Source organism: Sphingobium agri (assembly GCF_023051225.1).
Classification (GTDB): domain Bacteria; phylum Pseudomonadota; class Alphaproteobacteria; order Sphingomonadales; family Sphingomonadaceae; genus Sphingobium; species Sphingobium agri.
In genome coordinates, this window is record NZ_JALKHS010000007.1 from 76,915 (window position 1) to 102,005 (window position 25,091).

Sequence of the window (25,091 nt, forward strand, 5' to 3'; positions counted from 1 at the left end):
CGCGGCGCTTAGTGAACCGTGCCGAGCGGCATGTCGTGCGCGAGCAGCACGATCAGCCGCTCGATCTGGCGCCAGTGGCAGAAATGGATGTAGTTGCCAAGGTCGCGGCTGCGGTCTGCGCGCGCTGCCGCTTCATAGCCCGCATTGTCACCAAAGGCCGCCATCAGTTCCGCCGCATCCTCATAGCTTTTGCGGCCGGACAGATATGGCAACTGCATGAGAACCCCTTGAAAAAACTCACCCCGATGGGAGGAACGGGTTCAAGGGCCGTGCCAGTTTGATGCTTTGACGGGCTGCGGCGGGTTACGAGGGTGAATGGTCCGTTAGCCAAGTCCCGTTGCGGTACAGTTGTGCTGGATCGGGACGGGCATGTGCCATGGCGGGCCGGTGAGCAAAGCGCTGGCCTTGGCCCGCGGGTCGTGGCAAGGGCGGTGGCGATGACCAATGGCAAGAAGAATCCGACGGGCGCGGGCGCCATCATCGCGCTGCTGATCCTGGGCGGCGCGATCATCGGCGGCATGATGGACCAGCCGAGCGCGGGGCTGCTGGCGGGCGCGGCGCTGGGCGGCGTGATCGCGCTGCTGCTGTGGCTGCGCGAACGGGACCGATAGCACGCCTTGCGGCGCGCGTTGCGGCAGCATAGACAAGCGCCATGAAGAAGCATCTGATCGCCATCACCCTTATCCTCCTGCTGATCGCTGGGGGCGTCATTTTCTATCTGGCGCAAGGGGATAAGGCGAAGCTGGCGGCGGGGGCCGATACGGGCAAGGAGCCGGTGTTCACCGCTCCTCGCAGCGAACTCATCCCCACGATCAACGTCGCTGAAGTGAAGGTGTGGACGGCGGGCGAGAAGCCGGTCGCGGCCAAGGGCCTTGCCGTCGCGCGCTTTGCCGATGGGCTCGCGCATCCGCGATCGATGCTGGTGCTGCCCAATGGCGATATTTTGGTGGCCGAGACGAACAGCCCGCCGCGCCCGTCCGGTGGGCTGGTCGATCGGGTGATGAATTACCTGATGAACAAGGCGGGCGCGGGCGTGCCTTCGGCCAATCGCATCACCCTGCTGCGCGACGCCGATGGCGACGGGCGCGCGGAGGTGAAGACGCCGTTCCTGACCGGGCTCAATTCGCCCTATGGCATGGCGCTGGTCGATGGGACGCTCTACGTCGCCAATACCGACGCGCTGATGGCCTTCCCCTATAAGGAGGGCGAGACGCGGATCACCGCCAAGGGGCGCAAGATCCTGAACCTCCCCGCCAATGCGCCGAACATGCACTGGACCAAGAGCCTGACGGCTGGCCCGACGGGGCTGCTCTATGTCGGCGTCGGGTCCAACAGCAATATTGCCGAAGACGGCCTGGAAGGCGAAGCAAACCGGGCGGCGGTGCTGGAGGTCAATCCCAGGACCGGCGACTATCGCATCTATGCTTCGGGCCTGCGCAATCCGGTCGGGCTGGCATTCGAGCCCAAGAGCGGCGCGCTGTGGGGTGTCGTGAATGAGCGCGACATGCTGGGCAGCGACCTGGTGCCCGACTATCTGACCCGGATCGAGTTCGGCGGCTTTTATGGCTGGCCGTGGAATTATTGGGGCGGTTATGAGGATCGCCGCGTCCAGCCGCAACGGCCGGAAGTGCGCGAATATACCAAGCGCCCCGACTATGCGCTGGGCAATCATGTCGCGCCGCTGGGGCTGGCCTTTGCCGACAAGGTGAAGATCGGCGGCGCGTTCGCGAACGGAGCCTTTGTCGGACTGCACGGCAGCTGGAACCGCAAGCCTGCGGCGGGTTACAAGGTGGTCTTCGTGCCCTTCGCCGCCAATGGCGAAGTGAGCAAGGCCAAGCCTGTCGATGTGCTGACCGGCTTTCTGGATGCGGACGGCAATGCGCGGGGGCGGCCGGTCGATGTCGCTGGCGACGCGAAGGGCGCGCTGCTGGTCAGCGACGATGTCGGCGGCGTGATCTGGCGGGTGACTGGGGGCAAGTGATTGAGGCCGTGATCGCATATGCGGGCGCATCCGCACCAAGGCTCCTTTTCCGTCACACCGGGCCTGACCCGGGGTCCCGCTCCCCGGGCGGCGTCAGATAAGAAGCGGGACCCCGGATCAAGTCCGGGGTGACGATCATTCAAAACATGATCATGGACGATTTCCAAGCGCTCCAAACCGAGTGCTGGTTAGGAAATCGGCAAACAAAGGATCAGAGCGCGCGGCCGTTGCGGCCTGCCAGCTCCACCACATATTGCCAGGCGACGCGGCCCGACCGGCTGCCGCGCTGCGTCGCCCACTGGATCGCTTCGAGCGGGTCGAAGCTGAGGCCGAGGCTGTCGGCATAGCCGGTGACGATGTCGACATAAGCCTGCTGGTCGATCGCGTGAAAGCCGAGGCTGAGGCCGAAGCGATCGGACAGCGCCATCTTGTCGTCGATGACGTCGCGCGGATTGACGGGGTCATCCTGCTCGGAAAGGTGGCGCGGAACGATGTGGCGGCGGTTCGAGGTGACGTAGAGGCGGACATTGGTGGGCCGCGCCGCCGTCCCGCCCTGAAGCAGGGAGCGCAGCGCGCGTGCGTCACCGACGCCGCCTTCGTCAAAGCCGAGGTCGTCGAGGAAGAGGATGAAAGGCCGCTGCGTCGTGCGCAGGAGCGAAAAGAGGCGCGGCAGGCTGGCCAGTTCATCGATCGCGCATTGCAGCAGGGCGATGTCCGCCCCTTCCCGTTGGAGCCGGTCAACGACAGCGGCGACGACGGCGGACTTGCCCGTGCCGCGCGCGCCCCAGAGCAGCACGTCATGCGCGGCATGGTGCGCAGCGTGGCGGCGGGTGTTTTCGAGCAGCGTCGCCTTTTGCGCATCGATGCCGGTCAGGAGGTCATAATTTACCGGCTCGAACGCGTCGACAGCCTGGATCGCGCTGCCGTCCCAGACATAGGCGGATGCGGCGCTGAGGTCCGCCGAGGGCGCGGGCGGCGGTGCCATGCGCTCAAGCGCGCTGGCGATGCGGCTGAGGATATCGTCGGTCATGCGGCGGGCTTAGCCCCCCTGCCCCGCCCCGGCAAGGCGAACGGGCCTGTCATTCTTCTGTAGTAATGGACTTTTACTCCACGTCGCAGGGGCTTATACCGCGGGGGCCGTGACCATCCCAAATCCTGTCTATTCCACCCGCATCTGCCGCTATGGCACCGAAGCCCTGCGCGAGGCCGCATTGCTGATCCGCGCGGGCGAGCCGGTCGCGGTGCCGACCGAGACGGTCTATGGCCTCGCCGCCGATGCGACGGACGATAGCGCGGTCGCGGCAATCTACAGCGCCAAGGGGCGGCCAAGCTTCAACCCGCTGATCGTCCATGTCGCGGACCAGCAGATGGCGGAGCGGCTTGCCGTCTTTTCGCCAGTGGCGGACCGGCTGGCAGCGCGCTTCTGGCCCGGCGCGCTGACCATGGTGCTGCCGGTGCGGGAAGGAAGCGGCCTGTCATCGCTGGTGACGGCGGGCCTGCCGACCGTGGCGTTACGCCTGCCCGCGCACCCCGCGATGCGGGCGCTGATCCGGGAGAGCCACCGGCCGCTTGCCGCGCCGTCCGCCAATCGCAGCGGCGCGATCAGCCCGACGCGCGCGGAGCATGTGCTGGCCAGCCTCAACGGCAAGGTGCGGCTGATCCTGGACGAAGGGCCGACGAGCGAGGGGCTGGAATCGACGATCGCGGCACCGGAGGAAGATCGCATCCGGCTGCTGCGGCCCGGGCCGGTGACGGCGGCGATGCTGGAGGAAGCGAGCGGGCTTCCGGTGGTGGTCGGGGCGGAGAAGGCCAGGATCGAAGCGCCGGGACAGCTGGAAAGCCATTATGCGCCATCCAAGCCGGTGCGCCTCAATGCATTGCGGGCGGAGAAGGATGAATATCTGATCGGCTTTGGCCTGATGCCCTGCAATCTGAACCTCAGCCCCGATGCCGATGTGCAGGAAGCGGCGGCCAACCTGTTCGCGGCGCTGCATGTGGCCGATGCGAGTGCTGCGTCGCATATCGCGGTGGCGCCCATCCCGGACGAAGGGATCGGGGTGGCGATCAATGATCGGTTGCGGCGGGCGGCGGCTTGATCCGGCGATCATAGATTTTTGGATTCGCGCAGAGGCGCAGAGGATTTTTGGCTTAGTGCCTTAGATGCTCCATTCCAAATCCGTTCGCCCTGAGCCTGTCGAAGGGTTCTACCTTTTTTAGGAGGGAAGGGCTTCGACAAGCTCAGCCCGAACGGGGTGAGTGATGTAGATTGGACGGACTCTGTTACTGACGGATGGCTTCGCAAATCGCCTACGTCCGTACCTGCGCGCTCAATAACAATCCCGATAGCCAGCGCGTTTGCATTCGCGGCGGCGTTGTTCTTCGGCTTCCTTGCGTTCGCGGGCTTCGCGTGCCTCTTGCTTGCGCATGCGGCGGCCGTAGTTGCGGTCGGACTCTTCCTGGCTGGTGGTCGCCCAGTCTGCGGCCTGCGCCCCGGCGCGGACCGGCAGTGTGGCGACGTCGAGCGCCGTCTTTGCGATGCAGCCCGGCAGCGTGAGCATGATAGCGGCTGCGGCGATCGTCATGAATGGGCGCATGGATATTCCCCTGTGAACTGCTGCGGGCATGGCATGGTCTGGATTAACCTTAGCCTAAGCGCTTTTGGGGTTTCCAATCTATTCCCGTCTGGGATGAGCCTGTGGAAGCCTCGTTCTTCTAAGAAAAGGAAGAACGCCCTTCGACAGGCTCAGGGCGAACGCAAGAAGGGTGTTGGAAGAAGAGGCTCGCTGGCGCTCGCTACCCACCCCTTCCCCCTCCCTTGAAAGGGAGGGGCCTATTTTCGGTAATCAGCCTTCGATCCGTTCGGCGAAGCCTTTGCGCAATTTGGCGAGCTTGGGCGGGATGACCGCCATGCAATAGGGGTTCCGATCGCCGACGCGATCCCAATATTTCTGGTGGTAGTCCTCGGCGGGATACCAGGGCGCATCGGGTTCGATGGTGGTGACGATCGGGCTCGGCTGATCCGGTTGCGCGCGGGCGATCGCGGCCTTGGCTTCCGCTTCCTGCTCGCGCGAATGGGGGAAGATGGCCGAGCGATATTGGGTGCCGATGTCGTTGCCCTGGCGGTTCAGCGTCGTCGGATCATGCGTGGCGAAGAAGATGTCGAGCAAGTCGCCATAGGAGATCTCCTCCGGATCATAGGCGATGCGGATCGCTTCGGCATGGCCGGTCGCGCCGGAGCAGACCTGCTCATAGCTCGGGTTTGGCAACTGGCCGCCGATATAGCCGCTCTCGACTGACCGGACGCCTTTCAGATTTTGGTAGACCGCCTCGGTGCACCAGAAGCAGCCACCTGCCAGCGTCGCGATGTCTTCGGCCATTCGCTTGGTTCCTTATCCTGTGTGGCGCACAAGATAGGGACGGTCAGGCAGTGGTTCCAGCCTGCCGCGTCGCTGACTGCGCCTTGGCCCGTTCCTCGGCGACCAGTTCCTTGCGCGACAATTTGCCGACCAGCGTCTTGGGCAGGTTCAGGCGGACTTCGACCTCGCAGACCTTTTCGTGCTTGCCGAGCTGCGGGTTGAGCCAGGCTTTCAGGCCCTCGCCATCGATGTCGGCGCCCTCCTGAAGCGTGACGAACGCCTTGGGGCATTCGCCGCGATAGGCGTCGGGGATGCCGATCACCAGCGCTTCCTTGACGGCGGGGTGATGGTAGAGCACCGCTTCGACCTGGCTTGGGAACACCTTGAAGCCACCGACGGCGATCATGTCCTTCAAACGGTCGACGATCTTCACATAGCCGTCCTCGTCGATGAGGCCGACATCGCCCGTGCGAAGCCAGCCATCGACAAAGACGTCCTTGTCGGCGTCGGGGCGTTGCCAATAGCCCTTCATGATCTGCGGCCCGGCGAAGACTAGTTCGCCCGGTTCTCCGGGGGGCGGCGGGCGGGTCGGGTCTTCGCGATCGACCAGCTTGACGTGGGTGCCGGGGATCGGCTGGCCCACGGTGCCTGACTTGTTCAGCCCCTCATAGGGATTGGAGCAGACGACGGGGCTGCTTTCGGTAAGGCCATAGCCTTCGACCAGCTTCGCGCCCGTCGCAGCCTCGAACCGCTGCTTGACTTCGAGCGGCAATGGCGCGCCGCCGGAAATGCAGAGGCGCAGCGAGGAGAAGTCGATATTGGGCGTCGCCGGATGATCGAGCAGCGCCTGAAACATGGTGGGCACGCCGGGCATCGATGTGGGGCTGGTCCGCTGGATCGCCGCGAGCACCTGCACGGCTTCGAAGCGGGGCAGCATGACCATCTCTCCGCCGTTCAGCACCGTGCGGTTGAGGACGCAGGTGTTGGCGAAGACGTGGAAGAAGGGCAGCACCGCGATGATGCGATCGACGGCCTCCGGGTGGGGGTCGATGAGGCGGATCTGGCGGGCGTTGGCTGTCAGATTCTGGTGGGTCAGCATCGCGCCTTTGGGCCGCCCCGTGGTGCCGCCGGTATATTGCAGCAGGGCGACATCGTTGACGGGATCGATCTCCACAGCCGCCGGATCTTCGCCATGGCGCAACAGGTCGGCATAGTTGGTGATGCGCGGATCATGGGGGATCTGCGCCGTCTCCTTGCGCTTGAAGAGGCGGAAGAGGACCGACTTGGCGGGGGGCAATGCCTCGGCCACGCAGCCGACGACGAGCCGTTCCAGGCTGCTATTGTCCAGCACCTCCAGCGCGGTCGGCAGCAGCGCCTTGGCGGACAGAGTGAAGAGGATCTTTGTGCCGCTATCCTCGACCTGATGTTCCAGTTCGGCGGCGGTGTAGAGGGGGGAGAAATTGACGACGATCGCCCCCGCCATCGTCGCTCCATAATAGGCGGCGACATAATGGGGGACGTTGGGAAGGTAGAGGCCGACCCGGTCGCCCTTGCGCACGCCCATGTCCTGAAGGCCTCTGGCCACGCGGCGGATGGCGTGCAGCATCTCGCCATAGGTCGTGTGGCGGCCGAGGAAATCGATCATCGCCGCGTCGGGATTGGCCTTCGCGCTGGCGACGACCATGTCGACCATCGACAGGGGGGGAAAGGACTGATCCCAGGCATTGGGATGATTATAATGGTCTTTCCAGACCGCTTCGCTGCTCTCCATTAAGGCAGGTGTAAGCCGGACCCCTGCTTTACGCAAGCGTAAAGCAGGGCGTCAGAAGAGGATCAGACCTGACCCTGGTTGTTGCTGAACGGGTCGAGGATGGTCGCGGCGCCCGAGATCAGGTCGGACTCGCTCTTCAACGCTTCCTCGGCGCGGCGGGCGGCATCGTCGCGCTCGCGGCGCAGTTCTTCGATCAGCGCTTCGCGGTCGCCATCCAGGCGGGAGTCGGTCGGCGCTTCGATACCGGCCTTCTTCGCAGCCTTGGTCACCAGCGCATCTAGCTCGCGCTGCGAACAGAGGCCTAGCGTCACCGGATCCTTGGGCACGATGTTGGAAATGTTCCAGTGCGTGCGGTCGCGGATCGCGGCGATCGTGGTGCGGGTGGTGCCGATCAGCTTGCCGATCGCGCCGTCCGAGATTTCCGGATGGTTGCGCAGGATCCAGGCGATGCCATCTGGCTTGTCCTGACGCTTCGACACCGGCGTGTAGCGCGGCCCCTTGGTACGGCGAACCGGCTCGGGACCCTTCAGCATCTTGAGGCGATAGTCGGGGTTCGCCTCACCCTTGTGGATTTCGTCCATGGTGATTTCATGGGCACGTACGGGATCGCGGCCGGTATATTTGATGCCAGCCGTGTCATCCGCGATCGCCTGTACTTCCAGGATGTGCAGCCCGCAAAATTCCGCGATCTGATCAAAGCCGAGCGCGGTATTGTCGACCAGCCAGCTGGCGGTCGCATGGGGCATGAGAGGCTGGGACACGAGGATTCTCCGGCACTAAAAACAACAAGGGCCGCCCAAGCAGGGCGGCCACGCCCGTCCTGAGATAGTGCAAGAAGCCCGGTGGAGCAAGGAAAAGCGTCAGCCCGCGCTGTCTCTCGCGGCGGCATCGATGCAATGAAGGCCGGTGAGAAACTCGTCGGCGCTGCGTGCCCAACTGAAGCGTCGGCCTTGGGCGGCGCAGGCGGCACGATCGCAACGCAGCGCGAGGGTGATGGCGTCCTCCAGATCATCGGAAAGCGCGCCGCTCGCCGGGGTCACGATGTCGATCGGGCCGCTGACGGGATAAGCGGCGACGGGCGTCCCGCAGGCCATCGCCTCTATCATGACAAGGCCGAACGTGTCGGTGCGGCTGGGGAAGACGAACACGTCAGCCCCCGCATAGGCGCCTGCAAGCTCTGCCCCGAACAGCGGACCGAGAAAATGCGCGTCGGGATAGGCGGTTTCCAGCTGGGTCCGGGCAGGACCATCGCCCACCACGACCTTGCTGCCGGAATGCGCGTTCCCGAGAAAGGCTTCGAGATTCTTCTCGATCGCGACGCGGCCGACATAGAGCTGGATGGGCCGCGGCAAGCTAGCGAAGAGCGCTGGCGGCTCTGCCTCGGGCGTGAAGGCGGCAAGGTCCACGCCCCTGCCCCACGGCCGCACCTGCGCCAGGCCATGCGCGCGGAGCTGCTGCCGCACCGATCCGGTGGAGACGAGCACCGCCCGGGCAGGACCATGGAACCAGCGGATATAGGACCAGAACCAGCTGGCGGGCAGCCCCGTCCGGCGCGAGACATAGTCGGGAAAATGCGTGTGATATGCCGTGGTGAAAGGCACCCCGCCCCGCAGGCACCAGCGCCGCGCAGCCAGACACAATGGCCCCTCGGTCGCAATATGGACCGCGTCCGGCTGAAAGGCCGCGATCGCCTCGCCAACGACGCTCGGCCGGACGAAGGCGAGCCGGATTTCCGGATAGGTCGGGCAAGGGAAAGAACCGTAGAGATCGGGCGAGATGATCTTGACGGCATGACCCCGCGCCTCAAGCTCCGCCATGATGGTCTGGAGCGTCCGGACGACGCCGTTCACCTGGGGCGACCAAGCGTCGGTCACAATGACGATGCGCATCAGGCGGCCATCTTCGCGTCGGCGGCGGCGGTGCGCGCGGCAACCTCATCGGCCCAGTGCAGCACCTCCATGCGTCCGTCGAAATGTTCGACCAGCGCCGTGCAGCCTTCCACCCAATCGCCGTCATTATAATATTGGATGCCGCCTATCTCGCGCATTTCGGCATTGTGGATATGACCGCACACGACACCATCGACGCCGCGCGTGCCCGCCTGATGCGCGACGACTTCCTCAAAGCGGGAGATGAACTCTACCGCATTCTTGACCTTGTGCTTGGCCATCTTGCTGAGCGACCAATAGGGCAGGCCCATGCGTTGGCGGACGGCGTTCACCACGACGTTCAGGCGCATCAGCAACGTGTAGGCCGCGTCCCCCACGAAAGCGAGCCATCGATGGGCGAGCATGATGGTATCGAACTCGTCCCCGTGCAGCACGAGGAGCTTGCGGCCATCGGCGGTCTCATGGATCGCCTTGCGCCTGATTTCGACGCCGCCGAAGCTGAGGCCGGTGAACTGGCGGAACATTTCGTCATGATTGCCGGGAATATAGACGACGCGGGTGCCGCGCTTGGCCCGCTTCATGATGCGCCAGACCACGTCATTATGCGCGGCAGGCCAGTAGAAGCGGCGCTTCAACTTCCAGCCGTCGATGATGTCGCCGACCAGATACATTGTCTCGCTATCGACGCTGTCGAGGAAGTCGATCAGCATCCGGGCATTGCAGCCGCGCGTGCCGAGATGGATATCGGAGATCCAGATGGTGCGGTAGCGTTTGCGCTTCCCCGCACGCTCTGGCGTATCGAGGCTGTGCGCGCCTTCATCCATGTCCGCCAGAAAGGGCAAGCGCGTGATGGCATTCATGAAGCGGGCCTTTGGAGCTGTTGTCCTCGGGACCGAATCCTTAGCCGGGCAATGTTACAATCCCGCGCCCAATGTGACGGAATTGCTACTGTGGCGCCGCGTCAGACGGTCAGCACGATCTTGCCGAAATGCTCCCCGGCATCCATCCGCGCATGAGCCCGTGCCGCCTCGGCGAGCGGGAAGCGCTGGTCCATCGCCGGCCGCAGCCTGCCTTCCTGGACGAAGCTCCAGACCTCACGGACGATTTCATCCGCAACGAGGCTCTTGAAGGCGGAGGAGCGAGGGCGCAGCGTCGATCCGGTCAGCGTCAGCCGCCGGGACATCACCGCCGGAATGAAGATTTCCGCCTTTGGACCGCCCAACACCGCGATGGATACATGGCGGCCATCTTCGGCAAGGCATTGGAGATTGCGCGGCACATAGTTCCCGCCCACCATGTCCAGCACCGCCTGCACGCCCTGCCCGCCGGTGATGCGCTTCACCTCCTCGACAAAGTCCTGGTCCCGGTAATTGATGGCATGATCCGCGCCCCACGCCTTTGCCTGCTCGCATTTCGCGTCGCTGCCGCAAGTGACGATGATGGTGATATCGAACAGGCGGCAAAGCGAAATCGCCATGGTGCCGATGCCGCTGGTCCCGCCATGCACCAGCACCGTGTCGCCGACGACGACATAGGCCCGCTCGAACAAATTGGTCCAGACGGTGAAGAGCGTCTCTGGCAAGGCCGCCGCCTCGACAATGTCATAGCTGTCCGGAACGGGGAGGCACTGCCCGGCAGGCGCGACCGCATATTCCGCATAGCCGCCGCCCGGCAGCAGGGCGCAGACGCGCTGGCCGATCAGCCGTCCGGCGCTGCCGCCAGCCGCGACGATGGTTCCGGCAACTTCCAGCCCAGGAATGTCCGAAGCGCCCGGCGGCGGCGGATATTTTCCTTGCCGCTGCAAGACATCAGGCCGGTTGACGCCCGCCGCCGCCACCTGGATCAGCACCTCATCCTCGGCCGGAACCGGCACAGGGCGGCGTTCGGGCACCAGCGCCTCAGGGCCGCCCGGAACGGGAATGGCGACCGCCATCATTTCCTGGGGCAACGCCGCCTCAATCGCCATGATCACGTTCCCCCAGCCCCATCATCAAGCCGCAGCTGAAATTCGCCAGCGGCTCAAGCCCCTTATTGACAGAGCCGCCGCGAGGGTCAACATTGGCATATATGGACATGGACGACGATCTGCCTCGCAAGATTGATGATCCGCTGGCCCAACTGCTTCGACAGGATTTGGGTCCCTTGTCCCTTGCCGATCTGGAAGAGCGCATCGCGGCGCTGGAGGGTGAAATAGCCCGCACCAGATCAAAGATTGAAAGCGCCGTTAACCACAAATCAAGTGCCGAGGCGTTATTCAAGCGATGAACCCGCGCCCCGCCCCCTGCGGCCCTGAACAGGGTCTCTTCGGGCACGGGCAGTCTGGCAATTCCGGCGATCAGGGACCCCTCCTTGATCCGCCGTCGAGCAATGCCGACATATGGTTCAAGACAGCCCCTCTTGCGGGCTCAGGAGTAGAATAGAAATGCCATCTTTCGCACCCGCCCTTGAAACCACGTTGCACAACGCGCTGACCCATGCGTCGGAGCGCCGCCACGAATATGCGACGCTGGAGCATCTGCTCCTCGCGCTGATCGATGACGAGCATGCTTCGAAGGTGATGCAGGCGTGCGGTGTAGAGCTTGGCGAACTGGGCGACGCCGTCACCCAATATCTCGACAGCGAACTCGACAGCCTGAAGCTGGAGGGATCAAGCGACCCATCCCCCACCAGCGGTTTCCAGCGCGTGGTCCAGCGCGCCATCCTGCACGTGCAATCTTCCGGAAAGGATGAAGTGACGGGAGCCAATGTGCTCGTCGCGCTTTTCTCCGAGAGGGAGAGTTACGCCGTCTATTTCCTCCAGCAGCAGGACATGAGCCGACTGGATGCCGTCAGCTACATCAGCCACGGCGTCGGCAAGGGTACTGCCGCTCCTGAACAGAGCGCCGCCAAGGGCTCTCAGGAGGAGGAAAAGAAGGCGCAGGACAGCAAGGGCAAGAAGGACAGTGCCTTGGAGCAGTTCACGGTCAACCTCAATGAGAAGGCGACGCGGGGCAAGGTTGACCCGCTGATCGGCCGCAGCGCCGAAGTCGACCGGACGATCCAGATCCTGTGCCGCCGGTCGAAGAACAACCCGCTCTATGTGGGCGATCCGGGCGTCGGCAAGACCGCGATCGCGGAGGGCTTGGCGCGCAAGATCGTCGAGGGCGAGGTTCCCGACGTCTTGAAGGAAGCGGTGATCTATTCCCTCGACATGGGCGCGCTGCTCGCGGGCACGCGCTATCGCGGTGATTTCGAGGAGCGGCTGAAGGCTGTCGTCACTGAACTTGAGAAGATGCCGCATGCGGTCCTCTTCATCGATGAAATCCACACCGTCATCGGCGCTGGCGCCACCAGCGGCGGGGCGATGGACGCGTCCAACCTGCTCAAGCCCGCCTTGTCGGGCGGCACGATCCGTTGCATCGGCTCCACCACCTACAAGGAGTTCCGCAACCATTTCGAGAAGGACCGCGCGCTGCTGCGCCGGTTCCAGAAGATCGACGTCAACGAACCTTCGGTCGAGGACACGGTCAAGATCCTCGCGGGCCTGCGCAGCGCCTTTGAGGAACATCACAACGTCAAATACACCCCCGACGCGATCAAGGCGGCGGTGGAGCTGTCGGCGCGCTACATCAACGATCGCAAACTGCCGGACAAGGCGATCGACGTGATCGACGAAGTCGGCGCGATGCAGATGCTGGTGGTGCCGTCGAAGCGCAAGAAGACGATCACACCCAAGGAGATCGAGCAGGTCATCGCGACCATGGCCCGCATCCCTCCCAAGACCGTCTCGGCCGACGACAAGTCCGTGCTGGAGACGTTGGACACGGATCTGAAGCGCGTCGTGTTCGGCCAGAACCGGGCGATCGAAGTTCTGTCCTCCGCGATCAAGTTGTCGCGGGCGGGCTTGCGCGATCCGGAAAAGCCGATCGGCAGCTATCTCTTCTCCGGCCCGACCGGCGTCGGCAAGACGGAGGTGGCGCGCCAGCTGGCCAACCTGCTCGGCATTCCGCTCCAGCGGTTCGACATGTCGGAATATATGGAACGCCACTCGGTCAGCCGCCTGATCGGCGCCCCTCCGGGCTATGTCGGCTATGATCAGGGCGGCCTGCTGACCGATGCGGTCGATCAGAACCCGCACAGCGTCCTCCTGCTGGACGAGATCGAGAAGGCCCACCCGGACCTGTTCAACATCCTGTTGCAAGTGATGGATAATGGCCGCCTGACCGATCACCATGGCAAGACGGTGGACTTCCGCAACACCATCCTCATCATGACCACCAATGCCGGTGCGTCGGACATGGCGAAGGAAAGCATCGGCTTTGGCGAACTGACCCGCGACGATGTGCAGGAAGATGCGGTGAAGAAGCTCTTCACCCCGGAATTCCGCAACCGTCTCGATGCCATCGTTCCCTTCGGCTATCTGCCGCCGGAGATCGTGGCGCGGGTCATCGACAAGTTCGTGCTGCAACTGGAACTGCAACTGGCCGACCGCGACGTCCACATCACGCTGGACGACGAGGCGAAGGGCTGGCTCACCAAGAAGGGCTATGACAAGCTCTACGGTGCTCGCCCGATGGGCCGCCTGATGCAGGAAAAGATCAAGCAGCCGCTCGCTGAGGAACTGCTGTTCGGCAAGCTGGTGCATGGCGGTGAAGTGCATGTCAGGCTGAAGGACGAGGCGCTCGCCTTCGAGATCATCCCGGCGGCCCCCAAGAAGGGCAAGAAGGGTGGCAAGGCCAAGCCCGCCGAACCGGCCAAGTAAGCGGACTGAAGAGAATGAGATGAAAGGGCGGCTCCTGTAGCCGCCCTTTTTTTGGGGCAAAGAGGCCAGGATCAACTTGTCCCCCCTCCCGCAAGCGGGAGGGGCCAGGGGGTGGGCCAGCGCAACAGCCGAGGCAGCCACCAACCAAAAATTCCCGATAGTCCACAGCCTCGACTTGCGGCACTCTCCCTCTCACGCACTTAAGGGAGAACCCCATGCCCACAGACATCGCCTTCTACACGAACCCCATGTCGCGCGGACAAATCGCCCGCTGGATGCTGGAGGAGGTTGGCCAACCCTACGACATGACCATCCTCGACTATGACGGCACGATGAAGGCGGCCGACTATCTCGCCATCAACCCGATGGGCAAGGTTCCCGCCATCGTGCACAAGGGCAAGGTCGTGACCGAGGCGGCCGCGATCTGCGCCTATCTGGCCGATGCTTTCCCGGACGCCGGTCTCGCCCCGCCCGTCGATCAGCGGGCAGACTATTATCGCTGGCTGTTCTTCGCCGCTGGTCCGGTCGAGGCGGCGGTCTCCAACAAGTCGCTCGGCCTCACTGTGCCGGAAGGCCGGGAGCGCTCGATGGGCTATGGCAGCTATGACCAGACCGTCACCACACTGGAAAAGGCGGTGTCGGGCGGCCAATGGATCTGCGGCGACCAGTTCACCGCCGCCGATGTTTATGTCGGTTCTCAGGTGGATTGGGGCCTGACCTTCGGCACCATCGATAGCCGCCCAGCCTTCGAAGCCTATGCCGCCCGCCTGCGCGAACGCCCGGCCTACAAACGGCAGAAGGAACTGGACGGCGCGCTCATTGCGCAGATGCAGAAGTCATCCTGATTCCTCTTGAACCACCCCATAGAAAAAGGCCCGGCGGATCGCTCCACCGGGCCTTTTCGATTCGTCCGCAAGCGTGCGATCAGTCGCGATTGCCCATGAAGCGCAGCAGGAACAGGAACATGTTGATGAAGTCGAGATAAAGGTTCAGCGCCCCCATCACCACCGACTTGCCCATCATGTCGGTCCCTGCGACATGGGCGTAGATGCTCTTGATCTTCTGCGTGTCGTAGGCGGTGAGGCCTGCGAACAGCAGTACACCGATGAAGCTGACCACCATGTCCAGCGCGCTAGAGCGCAGGAACAGGTTGATGAGCGATGCGACCAGCAGGCCGACCACGCCCATGATCAGGAAGGTGCCGAAGCCCGACAGATCCTTCTTCGTCGTGTAGCCCCACAGGCTGAGCCCCGCGAAAGCCGCAGCCGTCGCGAAGAAGGTCTGCGCCACTGACGTACCGGTATAAACCAGCAGGACCGACGAGAGCGAAAGCCCCATCGTCACCGCATAGGCCCAGAACAGAGCCTGCATGGCGACCGTCGACAGCCGGTTCATGCCGAAGCTCATCACCATCACGAAGGCAAGCGGTGCGAGCATGATCACATATTTTAGAATGCCCGGCCCAGCCAGGATCTGGTAGGCAAAGCCGCTGGACGCGAACAGCATTGCGACGATGCCGGTCAGCAGCACGCCGCTCGCCATATAATTGTAAACCGATAGCATGTAGCTGCGCAGGCCAGCGTCGAAAGCCTCGCCGCGCGCCACTGTCGCCCCGCCGAAACCGGCAATATTCGATCGGGGGTCAGACCAATTGGCCATGAGATAGTCTCCTTCGCCGGCGCACTTTCGCCGATATCGCTATTATCGCCCCATATGAGTGGCAATTCAAGGGAAGAGCCAACGCTCCGGGGAAGGAATAGCGCCACATCGGCACGCTTGTCCGCTAGCGCCTCGGCCGGGCCTCACTATATCGGCAACATGCACCGCCTGTTCGTCGCCATTCGCCCGCCGGAGGACATTCGGACGCGGTTGCTGTCGTTGATGGGCGGCATTGCCGGAGCACGCTGGCAGGATGACGATCAACTTCACCTGACGTTGCGCTTCATAGGCGATGCCGACCGCCACCACGCCAATGACCTTGCGGAAGCGCTGTCGTCCCTTCGCTTTTCCCCCTTCTCGCTCTCCTTGGCGGGCCTCGGCCAGTTCGATCGCAAGGGACGCACCCATATATTATGGGCAGGCGTCCAGCCGCACGATGCTCTCCAACACCTTCACCGGAAGATTGACCGCGTCTGCGTCGCAGCAGGCTTCCCGGCAGAAGAACGCGCCTACCTGCCCCATATAACCCTGGCGCGCTTCGGAAGGAGCGGTGGCGATACGGACGGCTTCATCACCCATCATGCCGGTCTCTCCAGTGCGCCTTTCACCGTAGATGAATTTGCCCTGTTCGAAAGCCATTTGACCCAGAGCGGCGCGCATTATGAGATTGCGGCGACCTATCCCGCCACGTCCGCCCCTTTATAGAGTGTATGCGCCCACCACGATGCCGCCTTACGCAGCGGACAATATCCCACAGGCGATGCGCCCGCCTGCATTCCCCGCAGGATCGGTCTTGTTATCATCCGCCTGCGCATGAACCACGATCGCGGCGCCATCCGCGTCGAGCACAGCATTGGCTCCGCTACGTAGCGTAGCGCCAGCTATCACGAACTCCATCCGGCCCGTGCCATCGGCACCAGCGGTGAGGTTCGGCATATCCCCCATGTGCATGCCCGCAGGATTGTCCTTGCCATGCTGCCTGGCCGTGGGGTTCCAATGGCCGCCCGCGCTGGCAAAGTCGGGAGGCGTGCAAGTACCCGTCATGTGCACGTGAACCGCATGAACTCCAGGGGTGATCCCCATCGCCCGTACCGCCACATGCAAGCCGTCCACCGCTTCGGTCACCATGGCCTCGCCGCGGCGCGAACCATCCGCCGCCAGAAGAACGGCGCGGGCGCTGGAGGCTCCAGCGGCCCCGCTATTGACGGTGCTGACGTCAGTGCTTGCACATGCGGCAAGACTAAGGGCGAGCGGCGCGAAGACGATTGCAGCACGTTTCATGATCAAATGCACTCCCGATGAAGCATGGCTGGCGAACGCAGCAAGACGCTGTTTGTTGCGCATATAGTTCAGAATGCCAAGCCGACGAGCGGATCGCCGCCGCTCCCCTTTCCTCCGGTGCTGTGCAGCACCATGTCGCCCTACACCCCGCAAAGGAAAAGGGGCCGGTCTTTCGACCAGCCCCTCAACCTTGATCCATCCCGAAAGATGGAGATCTTGCTTACTGACCCGAACCCGGACCGTAGGTGATTTCCACACGACGGTTCTGCAGTTCGCGAACACCGTCGGCGGTTTCGACGCGGGGGTTCGATTCACCGAACGCCTGGGTCGTCATCACACCATCGGGGATGCCCTTCGAAGCCATGTAGGCCTTGACGGCGTCCGCACGGCGCTGCGACAGGCCGACGTTGTACGAGGCCGAACCCGAACGGTCCGCATAGCCTGCCAGCATGACCTGGGCGCTGCCGCAGTTGCTGTAGGCCGAAACCGCGTTGTCCAGAATGGTGGCGGCGTCAGGCGTGATGTCCGACTTGTCCCATTCGAAGAAGACGATGTACGGCCCAGGGCTGCACTCAGCGACCGGCGGAGGCGGCGGCGGAGGCGGCGGGGGCGGCGGGGGCGGCGGCGGGGGCGGCGGAGGAGCAGCCGGTTCACCACCGAAGTTGTAGGTCAGACCCAGCAGAAGGCTGTGCGTACGCAGCTTCGTTTCGACGTCACCGCCAGCAACGCCCACCGCAGTGGTGTAAGCCGGGACGAGGTTGATGTCGTCCTGGTTGAAGAAGCGATACTTCAGCGAAACGTCGAGGTTGTTGGTCAGCGGATAGCGAATGCCAGCCAGCGCCTGCCAGGCGAAACCGGTGTCGCTGTCGTTGACCAGGTCGTTGGCGAGCTTGGCGCGCGAAACGCCGACACCGCCGCCGACGAAGCCCTGCAGGCCATCGTCCGAACCGAAGTCAAGCAGACCGTTCAGCATGAACGAGAGAGCCGAAACGGAACCGCCGAACTGGCTGTTGTCCAGGTCGACCTTGGCACGCTTGTAGCCAGCTTCGGCTTCAAGGCGGAAACCACCGAAGTCGTAACCGATGACGGCGTCAGCGTCCCAACCCTTGTGGTAGTCCACATTTTCCAGCGTGGTGCTGGCAGTGGGAGCGCCCGTGAACGGATCGAAACCGGGGCTGAAAGTGATGTCCTGATCTTCAACGATGGTGACGCCGGATTCGATACCGATATACCAGCTATCATCACGCGCCAGGGCCGGGGTGGCCAGGGCACTGGTCGCAAGCGCAGCCGCGAGGGCAAGCTTCCGCATTTGGATTCCCCTTTCAAAAGTGTCACGAAGGACTGCTGAAACCATGTATCGGCAAGAAAGTTTCATGGCAAGTCCACATTTGGTGAAACTGTTGCCAAAATGCATCAGCGGACTGCGGGAGCCCCGATATATAAGCATTTCCGTGCACCAGCACTGTAAAAGTCGGGCACGTTCAAGTCATGTTTCGATCAATCCATGATCCCGCATCGCGGAAAGAATAGCCGCTATGGAACTCCTCGCTTCACTGTCGACGGAACCCCCTCCCACAGGGTTGCCGATGGCCGGACGCCGCGTCCCCACCACGCGCAAACCTCCGGCATAGAGCCCATCGCTCCGCACGGCTCCGTCGGCCCATCCGTGGCCATCGAATTGCATGATGTGCCCCCTGTCCGCCACCCACAGGACCAGACCCGCACGAGGCTCGGCATAACGCCATCCGCCATCGGTCCAGCACGCGACCGATCCCTCCCGGCCAAGCCAGCTTCCCGTGGCGCCCGCAGCGATGATCCAGCATTGCCCTTCCCCGGGCGACAGCGGCGGCGTACCCTCGTCCGCGCTCTCCACCTGGCCGTGCAACAGCATGTCGATCCTTGCCAAAGCCTCGTTATGGAACAGTTCCTTCTGAGCCTGCCCGGCAAACAGGTTCGGCAGCACCCAGCGCGGCGTCGCATCGCTCGTCATATGTCGAATTTCCTTTCCATTCTCGATTATCAGCCAGGCAGCATGATGCGCGCGGGACGTCCCAGGGCGAAGGACCCGATCTGCCGGACCTCGATCGTCAAAGCGCCCCCGCCGTCGGCATCGAAGGCAGCGGCCTCGTAAGTCCACTGCGCCGACCCGGTTTCTATCCGCCGGATCAAAGCGCCAGCCGCCAGAACGCGCAGTTCATAGCGCTCACCTTCCTCGCCCATCGGCACATCCGCCCCGCTGACCCACCGCCAGCCGCTCCTGCTGCGCCGCACCCATCGAATGTCCCAGCCGCCTGCTCCGTCAGATAAGGCGCGCAGGTGAACGGGCGCTACCGGAGTGACTGCCTCGCCGCTCACGGCCAGTTCCGCCTCCACCGGCTCGGCATCACCGATCCCCAGAGCCGCAAGGCGCAGCGTCATGCCGATTTCACTGTTGCCCGTCCCGGCAAATGGCTCGGCGAGCCGCTCCTCCCCGATCAACAGAAACGGCTCATCAGGGCCATGTTCGGCCATAGCCCACTCGGTTCCGAACAGCCCACGGCGCAGCCCCTCCAACCGGAAGCTCGCCGCGCCCGTCTGCACCGCACGGGAAAATTGCAGAAGCTCCCGTCCGACCATGCAAAGATTGCGCCCCTGCGCCAGCGCCGCTTCATCCGCGTCGCCCAGTTCCATGTCATCGGCCAGCAACGTCACATGCAGGCTGTTGACCGCATCGATCAACGTGCAGCTCCCCTGCCCCAGGACCTCGTCCGCCTGCCCCATCACCGCGCGGGGCGCCGTGCGGCCAACCGGGTCAGCCTCCCCCGCACCGCTCATCGCGAAGAGGGCCGCGCCCCGCCATCCTTCTCCGCCACTTGCCGCCGCCGCGATCAAGGGCGCCGTGGCGGCCGCGTCCCGCAACGGCGGAAGGTCGACCAGCATCAGCGATGTGGGGCCCGGCGGATCATCCACCTGCCGCACGATGGAACCGGATGATGCACCCGCAGGCAACACACCCCCGGCTCCAGGCACCCGCCGCAGCGCCAGCCGCACGGCCATCGCCTCCCATTCCCGCTCCTCGATCCGCCAGCGCCCGGGCACATTCTCGACTGTCACGATGTCGCCCGGATCGTGACGCAGAGCCTCCCACCCGCACCGCAGCGTCATGGCCGATCGCCCGGTCCAGTCATGGCCCAAACGTCGCGCCGCCAGCCGTCGTGCCGCATCGGCGGGCATGGTGACGGGCAGATCGATGCCACGTTCGATCCGCCCCGTCCCTGGCCGCGTCACCCGCTGCACCCCCGCCTGATAGTCGCGCGCCGCATCATAGTGGCGCAGGGCGAGCGCCACCGGCACCGTCTCGACGCTCCCGCCCGTCTGCTCGACAGCGTCGATGGCTCGCCCATTGACGCGCTTGCAAAGCTTAGCCTCGCCGACCTCGGCCTCGGGCTCATCCCGAGCCGTTCCGATCAGCCGCAGCCCATCTTCCCCAGCGGCAAAGGCAAGGTCCCACGCCTCCACCAGCGGCGTGATCGCCTCCACCACATCGGTGCCGCCTGCCGCAAACCCCTGCACGCTCTCATCCCCAGCAGCGGCAAGCAGGCCGCCACTCAGGTCCATCGCCACCGTATCGATCGCCACCATCCCCGCATCCGCCTCGACTTCGAAGGTCAGGGAAGGGATGCGGTTCCCGAAATCGGCAAGCTGCAAGTCCTCGAACACGGCATAGGCAATCCCCCGATGCGCGGGCGCCTTGGCAATGCCTTCCGCCGCAGCGATCAACGGGTCGGCCGCCTGATCTTCCCCGCCCAGGTGCAGGCGAAAGGCGTTCAGTCCGGACTTGAAATCGCCCGCCGCGCCGCGCAGCAGATTGCCGTCCGCCCAGATGCGCCGCACCGCCCGCACCCGCCGCGCCGACAAGGCCACGGCAAAACTCGCCGAATAGCTGTAGCTGGTGACGCTCGGCCGCCCCTTGCCGCCGCCGCTCCGGTTGCGCTTTTCCTTGAGGTCCGTCGCCCAGATCACCGAGCCCGCGACACGCATGGTTCCGAACAGTTTCGGAATCTGCGCGCCATAGCTCGACGTCTGCAACTGCAATTCGGTGAGCCGCCTGCCCTCGCGCCCCTTGGGCTTGAACAGCACCGCCTGATCGAAACTGCTGCCGATCAGCCCGCCGATCGCCCCGCCCAGCGGCCCGCCAATGGCGGTGCCGAGCGCCGTCAGCACTAAAGTCGCCATGTCTCCTCCTCTATCGTCCGCCAATGGCCGATGACGGGCCAGGGCGAAGGCCCCGGCGTCTCGACCACGCGTCCCAGCCCCGCATGGGCATGGACATGCCCGCCAGGGACCAGGATCATCAGATGCAATTGCAACGGCCCCGGCCGTACCAGCGCCAGGTCGCCCGCCTTGGGCCGCTCGACAGCCACCAATCCAGCCTGCGTCAACCAGTCACGCGCCAGCGCCTCGTCTCCTGACCGCAGCCCATAGCCTCGCGGCAGGGCAGCCTCATGCCCCGCCTCTGCCAGAGCAAGCGCCGCCAGCCCGACACAATCCACGCCGCTCGCCCTGCTTCGTCCCTGCAGGCGGAAGCGCACCTCCACCAGACCGCGCGCCGCCGCGACGATCCGGTCCGCTTGTCCGCTGCTCATGCGCCCGGATAGCGCGTCAGCAGGTCCGTCCCCGGCAGATAGGGCTCCCCCCGGAAATTCACGACATTGCCGAACCGCGCCCGGCATGTCTCCAACTGCCGGTCACACCCCTCCGTCAGCAGCGCCAGCGTGCCCGGCGCGACGGCAAAGGAAGGCGGGTCCGACAGGGTAAGCAGGCTCGCCCCATTATCCACCACCCCCTGCACCGCACCAGCATTGGGTCCCGTCATCCACCGCAACGTGCCAAAGGCATAGACCCCTGCCGCCAACCCCGCCGCGCTCACCTCAACATCATCGACGGCCTCCACCGTCACGACCTTGCGCCGCGCCGCCAGATCGACCCGGCACTGCCGGTCGCCCAGCCGCGCCCGGCAATCGGGCGATGTAGAGGGCGCGACCGGAGCCTTCAGCGCCGCCATCGCCCCCACCAGCTCCGCCGTGAACGCCCCGCCCTTGCGCGCCACGCTGCCGATCTCACCCTTCGCCAGCAGCCACCACAGCACGCCCGGCGCTTCCCATTCGGTCAGGCGCAATTCCAGCACGGCGCCATCCCAGCGCCCCGCCATCAGGTCCGCCTCATTGATCGCATCGGCGATCAGTGCGCCAGCCAAGTCCGTATCGCCCGCTTCCGCGCTGATCCCGCTGCGAATAGCCGAAGGCATCATCCCCGGCGCAGCGCGATAGCGGACATGCCCGATCTCCAGATCCCGGTCATGGCTGGTGAGCCCGATCGTCACCCCATCCCGCCGCTCCAGCCGCCAACAGAAGGCAAGCGTCGACAGCGGCTTGTCCAAAGCCTCCACCCCGCTCATTCCCGTATCTCCACCAGCGGCACCGAAGGCGCCTCGCCCGCCGAAAAGGTCGCGCGGTTGATGTCCAGCCTGTCCTCTGCAAAGCGCACCGGCACGTCGAAACGGAAGCCCGCCGTCAGCAGCGCGCCCGGCGCAGGCGCCTCGTCAAAGGCGATCACGCCCAGCCCCGCATGGCTCCAGCCGCTCATCATCTCGACGCCATTCACCGCCACCCTGATGCTGCCCGCAACCGGCCGGGTGATGCGCCGCACCTGCGCCTCCTCGCCCTCGCCATAATAGCGATGCAACGGAAACTCCGTCCGCACGCCGTCTCCAGTCCCCAGACGCTGATCCAGCGCAGTCGGCATCATTCCCGGCCCGCAACTGCGATCATCATAAGGATCATTGAAACGAAATCCCCGCGCCGCCCCACGCCGCGCCCGGAAAAAAGCGATCAGCGCGACAATGTCCGCCTCCGATCGCACGCCCGGCCCCGCATCGAAGGACAGCCGCGCATCCGCCCAATCGCTGCTCCGCCGCTCATGCCCGGACGGGCTCTCCACGATCTGGGTCGAAAAAGCAGGCGACAAGCTCGCGTCCCGCCCGATGGCGATCGGAAACGCCACATCGTCAAAGGCTTGCATCTCATCATCCCCCTGAAGTCTGAAGCAGGTGAAGCCATCCCGTGCCACCTGCGGCAGCGCCCAGACAAAGGTCGCCGCCGTCCCCCGCCGCACCGCTGCATCCGCCGCGTCAGCGATCTGCCGCCACTGCGCCGCCTGCTCACCCAGCAGCACGAAGCCCGAAAAATAATGCTGCTCCTCGACAGGATAGCCGAGCCGCGCCGTCGCCACCTCGATCCCCCTGGACGTGCGCGTAGGACGGCCCTCCGTCACCCAGTCATAATCCTCCAGCTGCAGCACATCGAAGGCGGGCGACGCCCAGCCGACAGGCATGTTCGCCCGCTTCGCCTCCGGAGCCAGCGGATCAAGCACGGTTGGCAGATAGGCGAGCAAATGCGTCACCGCCCCCGGCGCCAACCCCTTCACCCAGGCACAAAGCGCCGCCGTCGAAGCCGCCAGCACCGCCCCCGCCTGATCCAGCAGAGCCTTTTGCGGGCCGCTCAAAGCTCCCCGCACATCGCTGATCGACACCGGGCTCCCGCCAAAGGCCGCCCGCGCCGCTGCGTCATAAATGCAGATCCGCCCATCGGCAGGCATCACCCACCACCATGGCTCGCCCACCTGAAACTTGATCGGAATCCCGGCGCTCAAACCAATGGAAACAAAGGCCCCCGCCACCAGCCGCAAATAGCTCATCGCCCCTTCATGCGCGGGCGACAGCAATGTCGAAGGCGGCGACCATCCGGTCAGCGCCGGATCGCCATTCTCCGCCCGCTGCTTCCAGTCGTTCCAGCAATGCGCGTCCAGCAGCTCATAGGAAAGCGACCAGATCACCCCCAGCCGTAGCGCCTTCGCCCGCCGCGCAAAATCCGCATGCCACGCCGCACAAGGCGCATTCAGCACGCCCCCGGCAAGGCTGACGTAAAATCCGCCGCCCAGCGGTTCGAGCCGGAAATAATGGCTCATTCCCACATAATGGTTGATGTCGCCCCGATAGCCCAGCGCATGGATCGCTTCGACGATCCGCTCAGGCGTCTGGTTGAAACAATCATCATAGCCGGTCGCCATCGACAGCCCATGTTCGGGCACGATCACATCGCCGACGCTCAGCACAGACCCCGCGCCGTCGCAACGCATGTTGGACAGCTCGGCCCATCCCTCGACCCCCGCCACAAAGGCTGTCGTCCCCGCGTCGTAGCCGGGGGAGCCAAGTGAAATGAACATCCGATCGACATCGCCCGCCCACACCGGATCAGCTTCGCCCGGCAGCAGGAACCCGCCATCCAGATCAGCGAAATCCAAAACGACTTCAGCATCTTCCGCCGTGCCGCTCGCATAATTCCACAGCCGCACATACCAGGACCTCGGATTGCCCGCAGCATCCCGCCCCTCGATCGTCAGCGTCGGGCCATGCACCTCGTCCAGCCGCTTGAGCCCCCCGCTCCGCCAGCGGAACCGCAGCACGCACGCACGAAAATCGCGGGCCGTCTCATAGGCCAGCAGCGGATGGCTCCACTTGTCCTCCGCCTCCCAGATCAGCCCCGCCAGATCGCCCGACCCATAAAAAACCGCGTCCACCCGCAGTGCATCCGGCGCGGTCGTGACCACGCTTGCCATCATCGGCCGCGGGAAGTTCACCGTCCAATGCGTTGGCGCGAAACGCTTCATAAAGCGCTCCTCCTGCCCCCGCCGCGCGTCCGCCAGCCAATAGCCCAGCCCACTCATCCGTTCAGCGCCCCCCTGACCGCTCGTGCCACCTGCCGCGCGCTCCGCGCCAGCATCCGGGCGTTATCGAACCCTTCGCCGCGCCCCTGCATGGCGATGTTCACCCGCACATCACGCCCGCCACCGCCGCCATGTGCGACCACCTGCCCACTGGCCGTCGGCACGAACAATTCCGGCCCCCGCTCGCCCACCACATAGGCGCGCCCCGGCGACACCGGCCCGCCCGTCGCCCGCCCCGGCAGACCCAGCGCGGCGGCACCCAATGTCAGCAGGGAACCACCCACGCCGCCGACACTTGCCGCGCCAGACCGCACCGCTCCGGCGGCGATCTCCTCCAACACGGACAACGCAGCCTGCTTCAGTTCCTCAAAACCAAAGCGCCCGCTCCGCACCGCCCGCAACAACCCCTGCTCAATCCGCCGCCCAGCCCGCTCCGCCCCCGAAGCCAACGGCCCTTCCAACGCCCCCCGCATCGCCTCCACATCGCGCGACAAGCCCTGCGTATCCGCTCGAACGCGCACCACCAGCGTCTCGATTTCCTCGTCCATCGCCACCTCCCACACACATAAAAAGGCCCCTCCCCTTCAGGGGAGGGGTTGGGGTGGGGGCGTGCCCCACACGATACCTCCGTTCGTTCGAGTGCTGTCGA

The 25,091-nt window shown here is 64.6% G+C and carries 25 protein-coding genes; 7 read left to right on the plus strand and 18 right to left on the minus strand.

Annotation, left to right across the window (positions count from 1 at the left end; all coding sequences use genetic code 11):
• Positions 1-8: 8 nt before the first annotated feature.
• Positions 9-218 (minus strand): hypothetical protein, encoded by a 210-nt coding sequence (locus MU848_RS10920; protein WP_176502176.1) that lies wholly within the window; start codon positions 216-218, stop codon positions 9-11.
• Between the two features lie 93 nt (positions 219-311).
• On the opposite strand from MU848_RS10920, the gene MU848_RS10925 reads away from it, so the two are divergent.
• On the plus strand, positions 312-611 hold the full coding sequence (locus tag MU848_RS10925; protein ID WP_247231948.1) for a hypothetical protein: 300 nt from the start codon (positions 312-314) through the stop codon (positions 609-611).
• 41 nt (positions 612-652) lie between these two features.
• Positions 653-1,981, plus strand: coding sequence for a PQQ-dependent sugar dehydrogenase (locus tag MU848_RS10930; protein ID WP_247231875.1), 1,329 nt, complete (start codon positions 653-655; stop codon positions 1,979-1,981).
• 211 nt (positions 1,982-2,192) lie between these two features.
• On the opposite strand, the gene MU848_RS10935 is transcribed toward MU848_RS10930, so the two are convergent.
• On the minus strand, positions 2,193-3,011 hold the full coding sequence (locus MU848_RS10935; RefSeq protein ID WP_247231877.1) for an ATP-binding protein: 819 nt from the start codon (positions 3,009-3,011) through the stop codon (positions 2,193-2,195).
• Between the two features lie 109 nt (positions 3,012-3,120).
• Here MU848_RS10935 and MU848_RS10940 point away from each other — a divergent pair, with 109 nt between their 5' ends.
• Positions 3,121-4,077, plus strand: a complete 957-nt coding sequence (locus MU848_RS10940) for an L-threonylcarbamoyladenylate synthase (RefSeq protein WP_201513423.1) — start codon at positions 3,121-3,123, stop codon at positions 4,075-4,077.
• Positions 4,078-4,308: 231 nt separating this feature from the next.
• Here the strand turns inward: MU848_RS10940 and MU848_RS10945 are convergent, their stop codons facing one another.
• The 7 genes from MU848_RS10945 to MU848_RS10975 form a co-directional block, all read right to left on the minus strand.
• Positions 4,309-4,575 (minus strand): hypothetical protein, encoded by a 267-nt coding sequence (locus MU848_RS10945; protein WP_236574897.1) that lies wholly within the window; start codon positions 4,573-4,575, stop codon positions 4,309-4,311.
• Positions 4,576-4,824: 249 nt separating this feature from the next.
• Positions 4,825-5,358, minus strand: coding sequence for a peptide-methionine (S)-S-oxide reductase MsrA (msrA, locus tag MU848_RS10950; protein WP_247231879.1), 534 nt, complete (start codon positions 5,356-5,358; stop codon positions 4,825-4,827).
• Positions 5,359-5,401: 43 nt separating this feature from the next.
• Positions 5,402-7,108: a long-chain-fatty-acid--CoA ligase gene (locus tag MU848_RS10955; protein WP_247231881.1), complete on the minus strand. Its 1,707-nt coding sequence runs from the start codon at positions 7,106-7,108 to the stop codon at positions 5,402-5,404.
• Between the two features lie 62 nt (positions 7,109-7,170).
• Positions 7,171-7,854: a DUF1013 domain-containing protein gene (locus MU848_RS10960; protein ID WP_097091145.1), complete on the minus strand. Its 684-nt coding sequence runs from the start codon at positions 7,852-7,854 to the stop codon at positions 7,171-7,173.
• Between the two features lie 114 nt (positions 7,855-7,968).
• A complete protein-coding gene (locus MU848_RS10965; RefSeq protein ID WP_247231883.1) occupies positions 7,969-8,997 on the minus strand; it encodes a glycosyltransferase family 4 protein in 1,029 nt (342 codons plus the stop codon).
• A complete protein-coding gene (locus MU848_RS10970) occupies positions 8,997-9,857 on the minus strand; it encodes a UDP-2,3-diacylglucosamine diphosphatase (RefSeq protein WP_247231885.1) in 861 nt (286 codons plus the stop codon). Before MU848_RS10970 ends, MU848_RS10965 begins: the two co-directional genes overlap by 1 nt.
• A 101-nt stretch (positions 9,858-9,958) precedes the next feature.
• Positions 9,959-10,963, minus strand: coding sequence for an NAD(P)H-quinone oxidoreductase (locus MU848_RS10975; RefSeq protein WP_247231887.1), 1,005 nt, complete (start codon positions 10,961-10,963; stop codon positions 9,959-9,961).
• A 101-nt stretch (positions 10,964-11,064) separates the two neighbouring features.
• Here MU848_RS10975 and MU848_RS10980 point away from each other — a divergent pair, with 101 nt between their 5' ends.
• From MU848_RS10980 to MU848_RS10990, 3 genes are all read left to right on the plus strand, one after another.
• A complete protein-coding gene (locus MU848_RS10980) occupies positions 11,065-11,262 on the plus strand; it encodes a DUF1192 domain-containing protein (RefSeq protein ID WP_097091141.1) in 198 nt (65 codons plus the stop codon).
• A 157-nt stretch (positions 11,263-11,419) separates the two neighbouring features.
• Entirely contained in the window at positions 11,420-13,738 is a 2,319-nt protein-coding gene (gene clpA / locus MU848_RS10985; RefSeq protein WP_201513417.1) for an ATP-dependent Clp protease ATP-binding subunit ClpA, read from the plus strand.
• 215 nt (positions 13,739-13,953) lie between these two features.
• The gene (locus tag MU848_RS10990; RefSeq protein WP_247231889.1) at positions 13,954-14,583 is read left to right on the plus strand and encodes a glutathione S-transferase family protein; all 630 of its coding nucleotides are present in this window, start codon (positions 13,954-13,956) and stop codon (positions 14,581-14,583) included.
• A gap of 79 nt (positions 14,584-14,662) precedes the next feature.
• On the opposite strand, the gene MU848_RS10995 is transcribed toward MU848_RS10990, so the two are convergent.
• Positions 14,663-15,397: a Bax inhibitor-1/YccA family protein gene (locus MU848_RS10995; protein WP_201513415.1), complete on the minus strand. Its 735-nt coding sequence runs from the start codon at positions 15,395-15,397 to the stop codon at positions 14,663-14,665.
• A 159-nt stretch (positions 15,398-15,556) separates the two neighbouring features.
• Between MU848_RS10995 and thpR the strand changes: the two genes are divergently transcribed.
• Positions 15,557-16,102 carry an RNA 2',3'-cyclic phosphodiesterase gene (gene thpR, locus MU848_RS11000; RefSeq protein WP_247231941.1) on the plus strand — a complete coding sequence of 182 codons (546 nt, stop codon included), beginning with the start codon at positions 15,557-15,559 and terminating at the stop codon, positions 16,100-16,102.
• A gap of 27 nt (positions 16,103-16,129) precedes the next feature.
• On the opposite strand, the gene MU848_RS11005 is transcribed toward thpR, so the two are convergent.
• The 8 genes from MU848_RS11005 to MU848_RS11040 form a co-directional block, all read right to left on the minus strand.
• Positions 16,130-16,678 (minus strand): superoxide dismutase family protein, encoded by a 549-nt coding sequence (locus MU848_RS11005; RefSeq protein WP_201513414.1) that lies wholly within the window; start codon positions 16,676-16,678, stop codon positions 16,130-16,132.
• 220 nt (positions 16,679-16,898) lie between these two features.
• Positions 16,899-17,987, minus strand: a complete 1,089-nt coding sequence (locus MU848_RS11010; protein WP_247231891.1) for an OmpA family protein — start codon at positions 17,985-17,987, stop codon at positions 16,899-16,901.
• Positions 17,988-18,164: 177 nt separating this feature from the next.
• Positions 18,165-18,668, minus strand: a complete 504-nt coding sequence (locus tag MU848_RS11015; protein WP_247231893.1) for a DUF2793 domain-containing protein — start codon at positions 18,666-18,668, stop codon at positions 18,165-18,167.
• 29 nt (positions 18,669-18,697) lie between these two features.
• Complete coding sequence (locus MU848_RS11020) at positions 18,698-20,893, minus strand: phage tail protein (protein WP_247231895.1); 2,196 nt, start codon at positions 20,891-20,893, stop codon at positions 18,698-18,700.
• On the minus strand, positions 20,881-21,303 hold the full coding sequence (locus MU848_RS11025; protein ID WP_247231897.1) for a peptidoglycan endopeptidase: 423 nt from the start codon (positions 21,301-21,303) through the stop codon (positions 20,881-20,883). The genes MU848_RS11020 and MU848_RS11025 overlap by 13 nt, the downstream gene beginning before the upstream one ends.
• The gene (locus MU848_RS11030) at positions 21,300-22,115 is read right to left on the minus strand and encodes a DUF2163 domain-containing protein (RefSeq protein ID WP_247231899.1); all 816 of its coding nucleotides are present in this window, start codon (positions 22,113-22,115) and stop codon (positions 21,300-21,302) included. The genes MU848_RS11025 and MU848_RS11030 overlap by 4 nt, the downstream gene beginning before the upstream one ends.
• The gene (locus tag MU848_RS11035; RefSeq protein WP_247231901.1) at positions 22,112-24,442 is read right to left on the minus strand and encodes a DUF2460 domain-containing protein; all 2,331 of its coding nucleotides are present in this window, start codon (positions 24,440-24,442) and stop codon (positions 22,112-22,114) included. The genes MU848_RS11030 and MU848_RS11035 overlap by 4 nt, the downstream gene beginning before the upstream one ends.
• Complete coding sequence (locus MU848_RS11040; RefSeq protein ID WP_247231903.1) at positions 24,439-24,990, minus strand: tail tape measure protein; 552 nt, start codon at positions 24,988-24,990, stop codon at positions 24,439-24,441. Before MU848_RS11040 ends, MU848_RS11035 begins: the two co-directional genes overlap by 4 nt.
• Positions 24,991-25,091 lie beyond the last annotated feature (101 nt).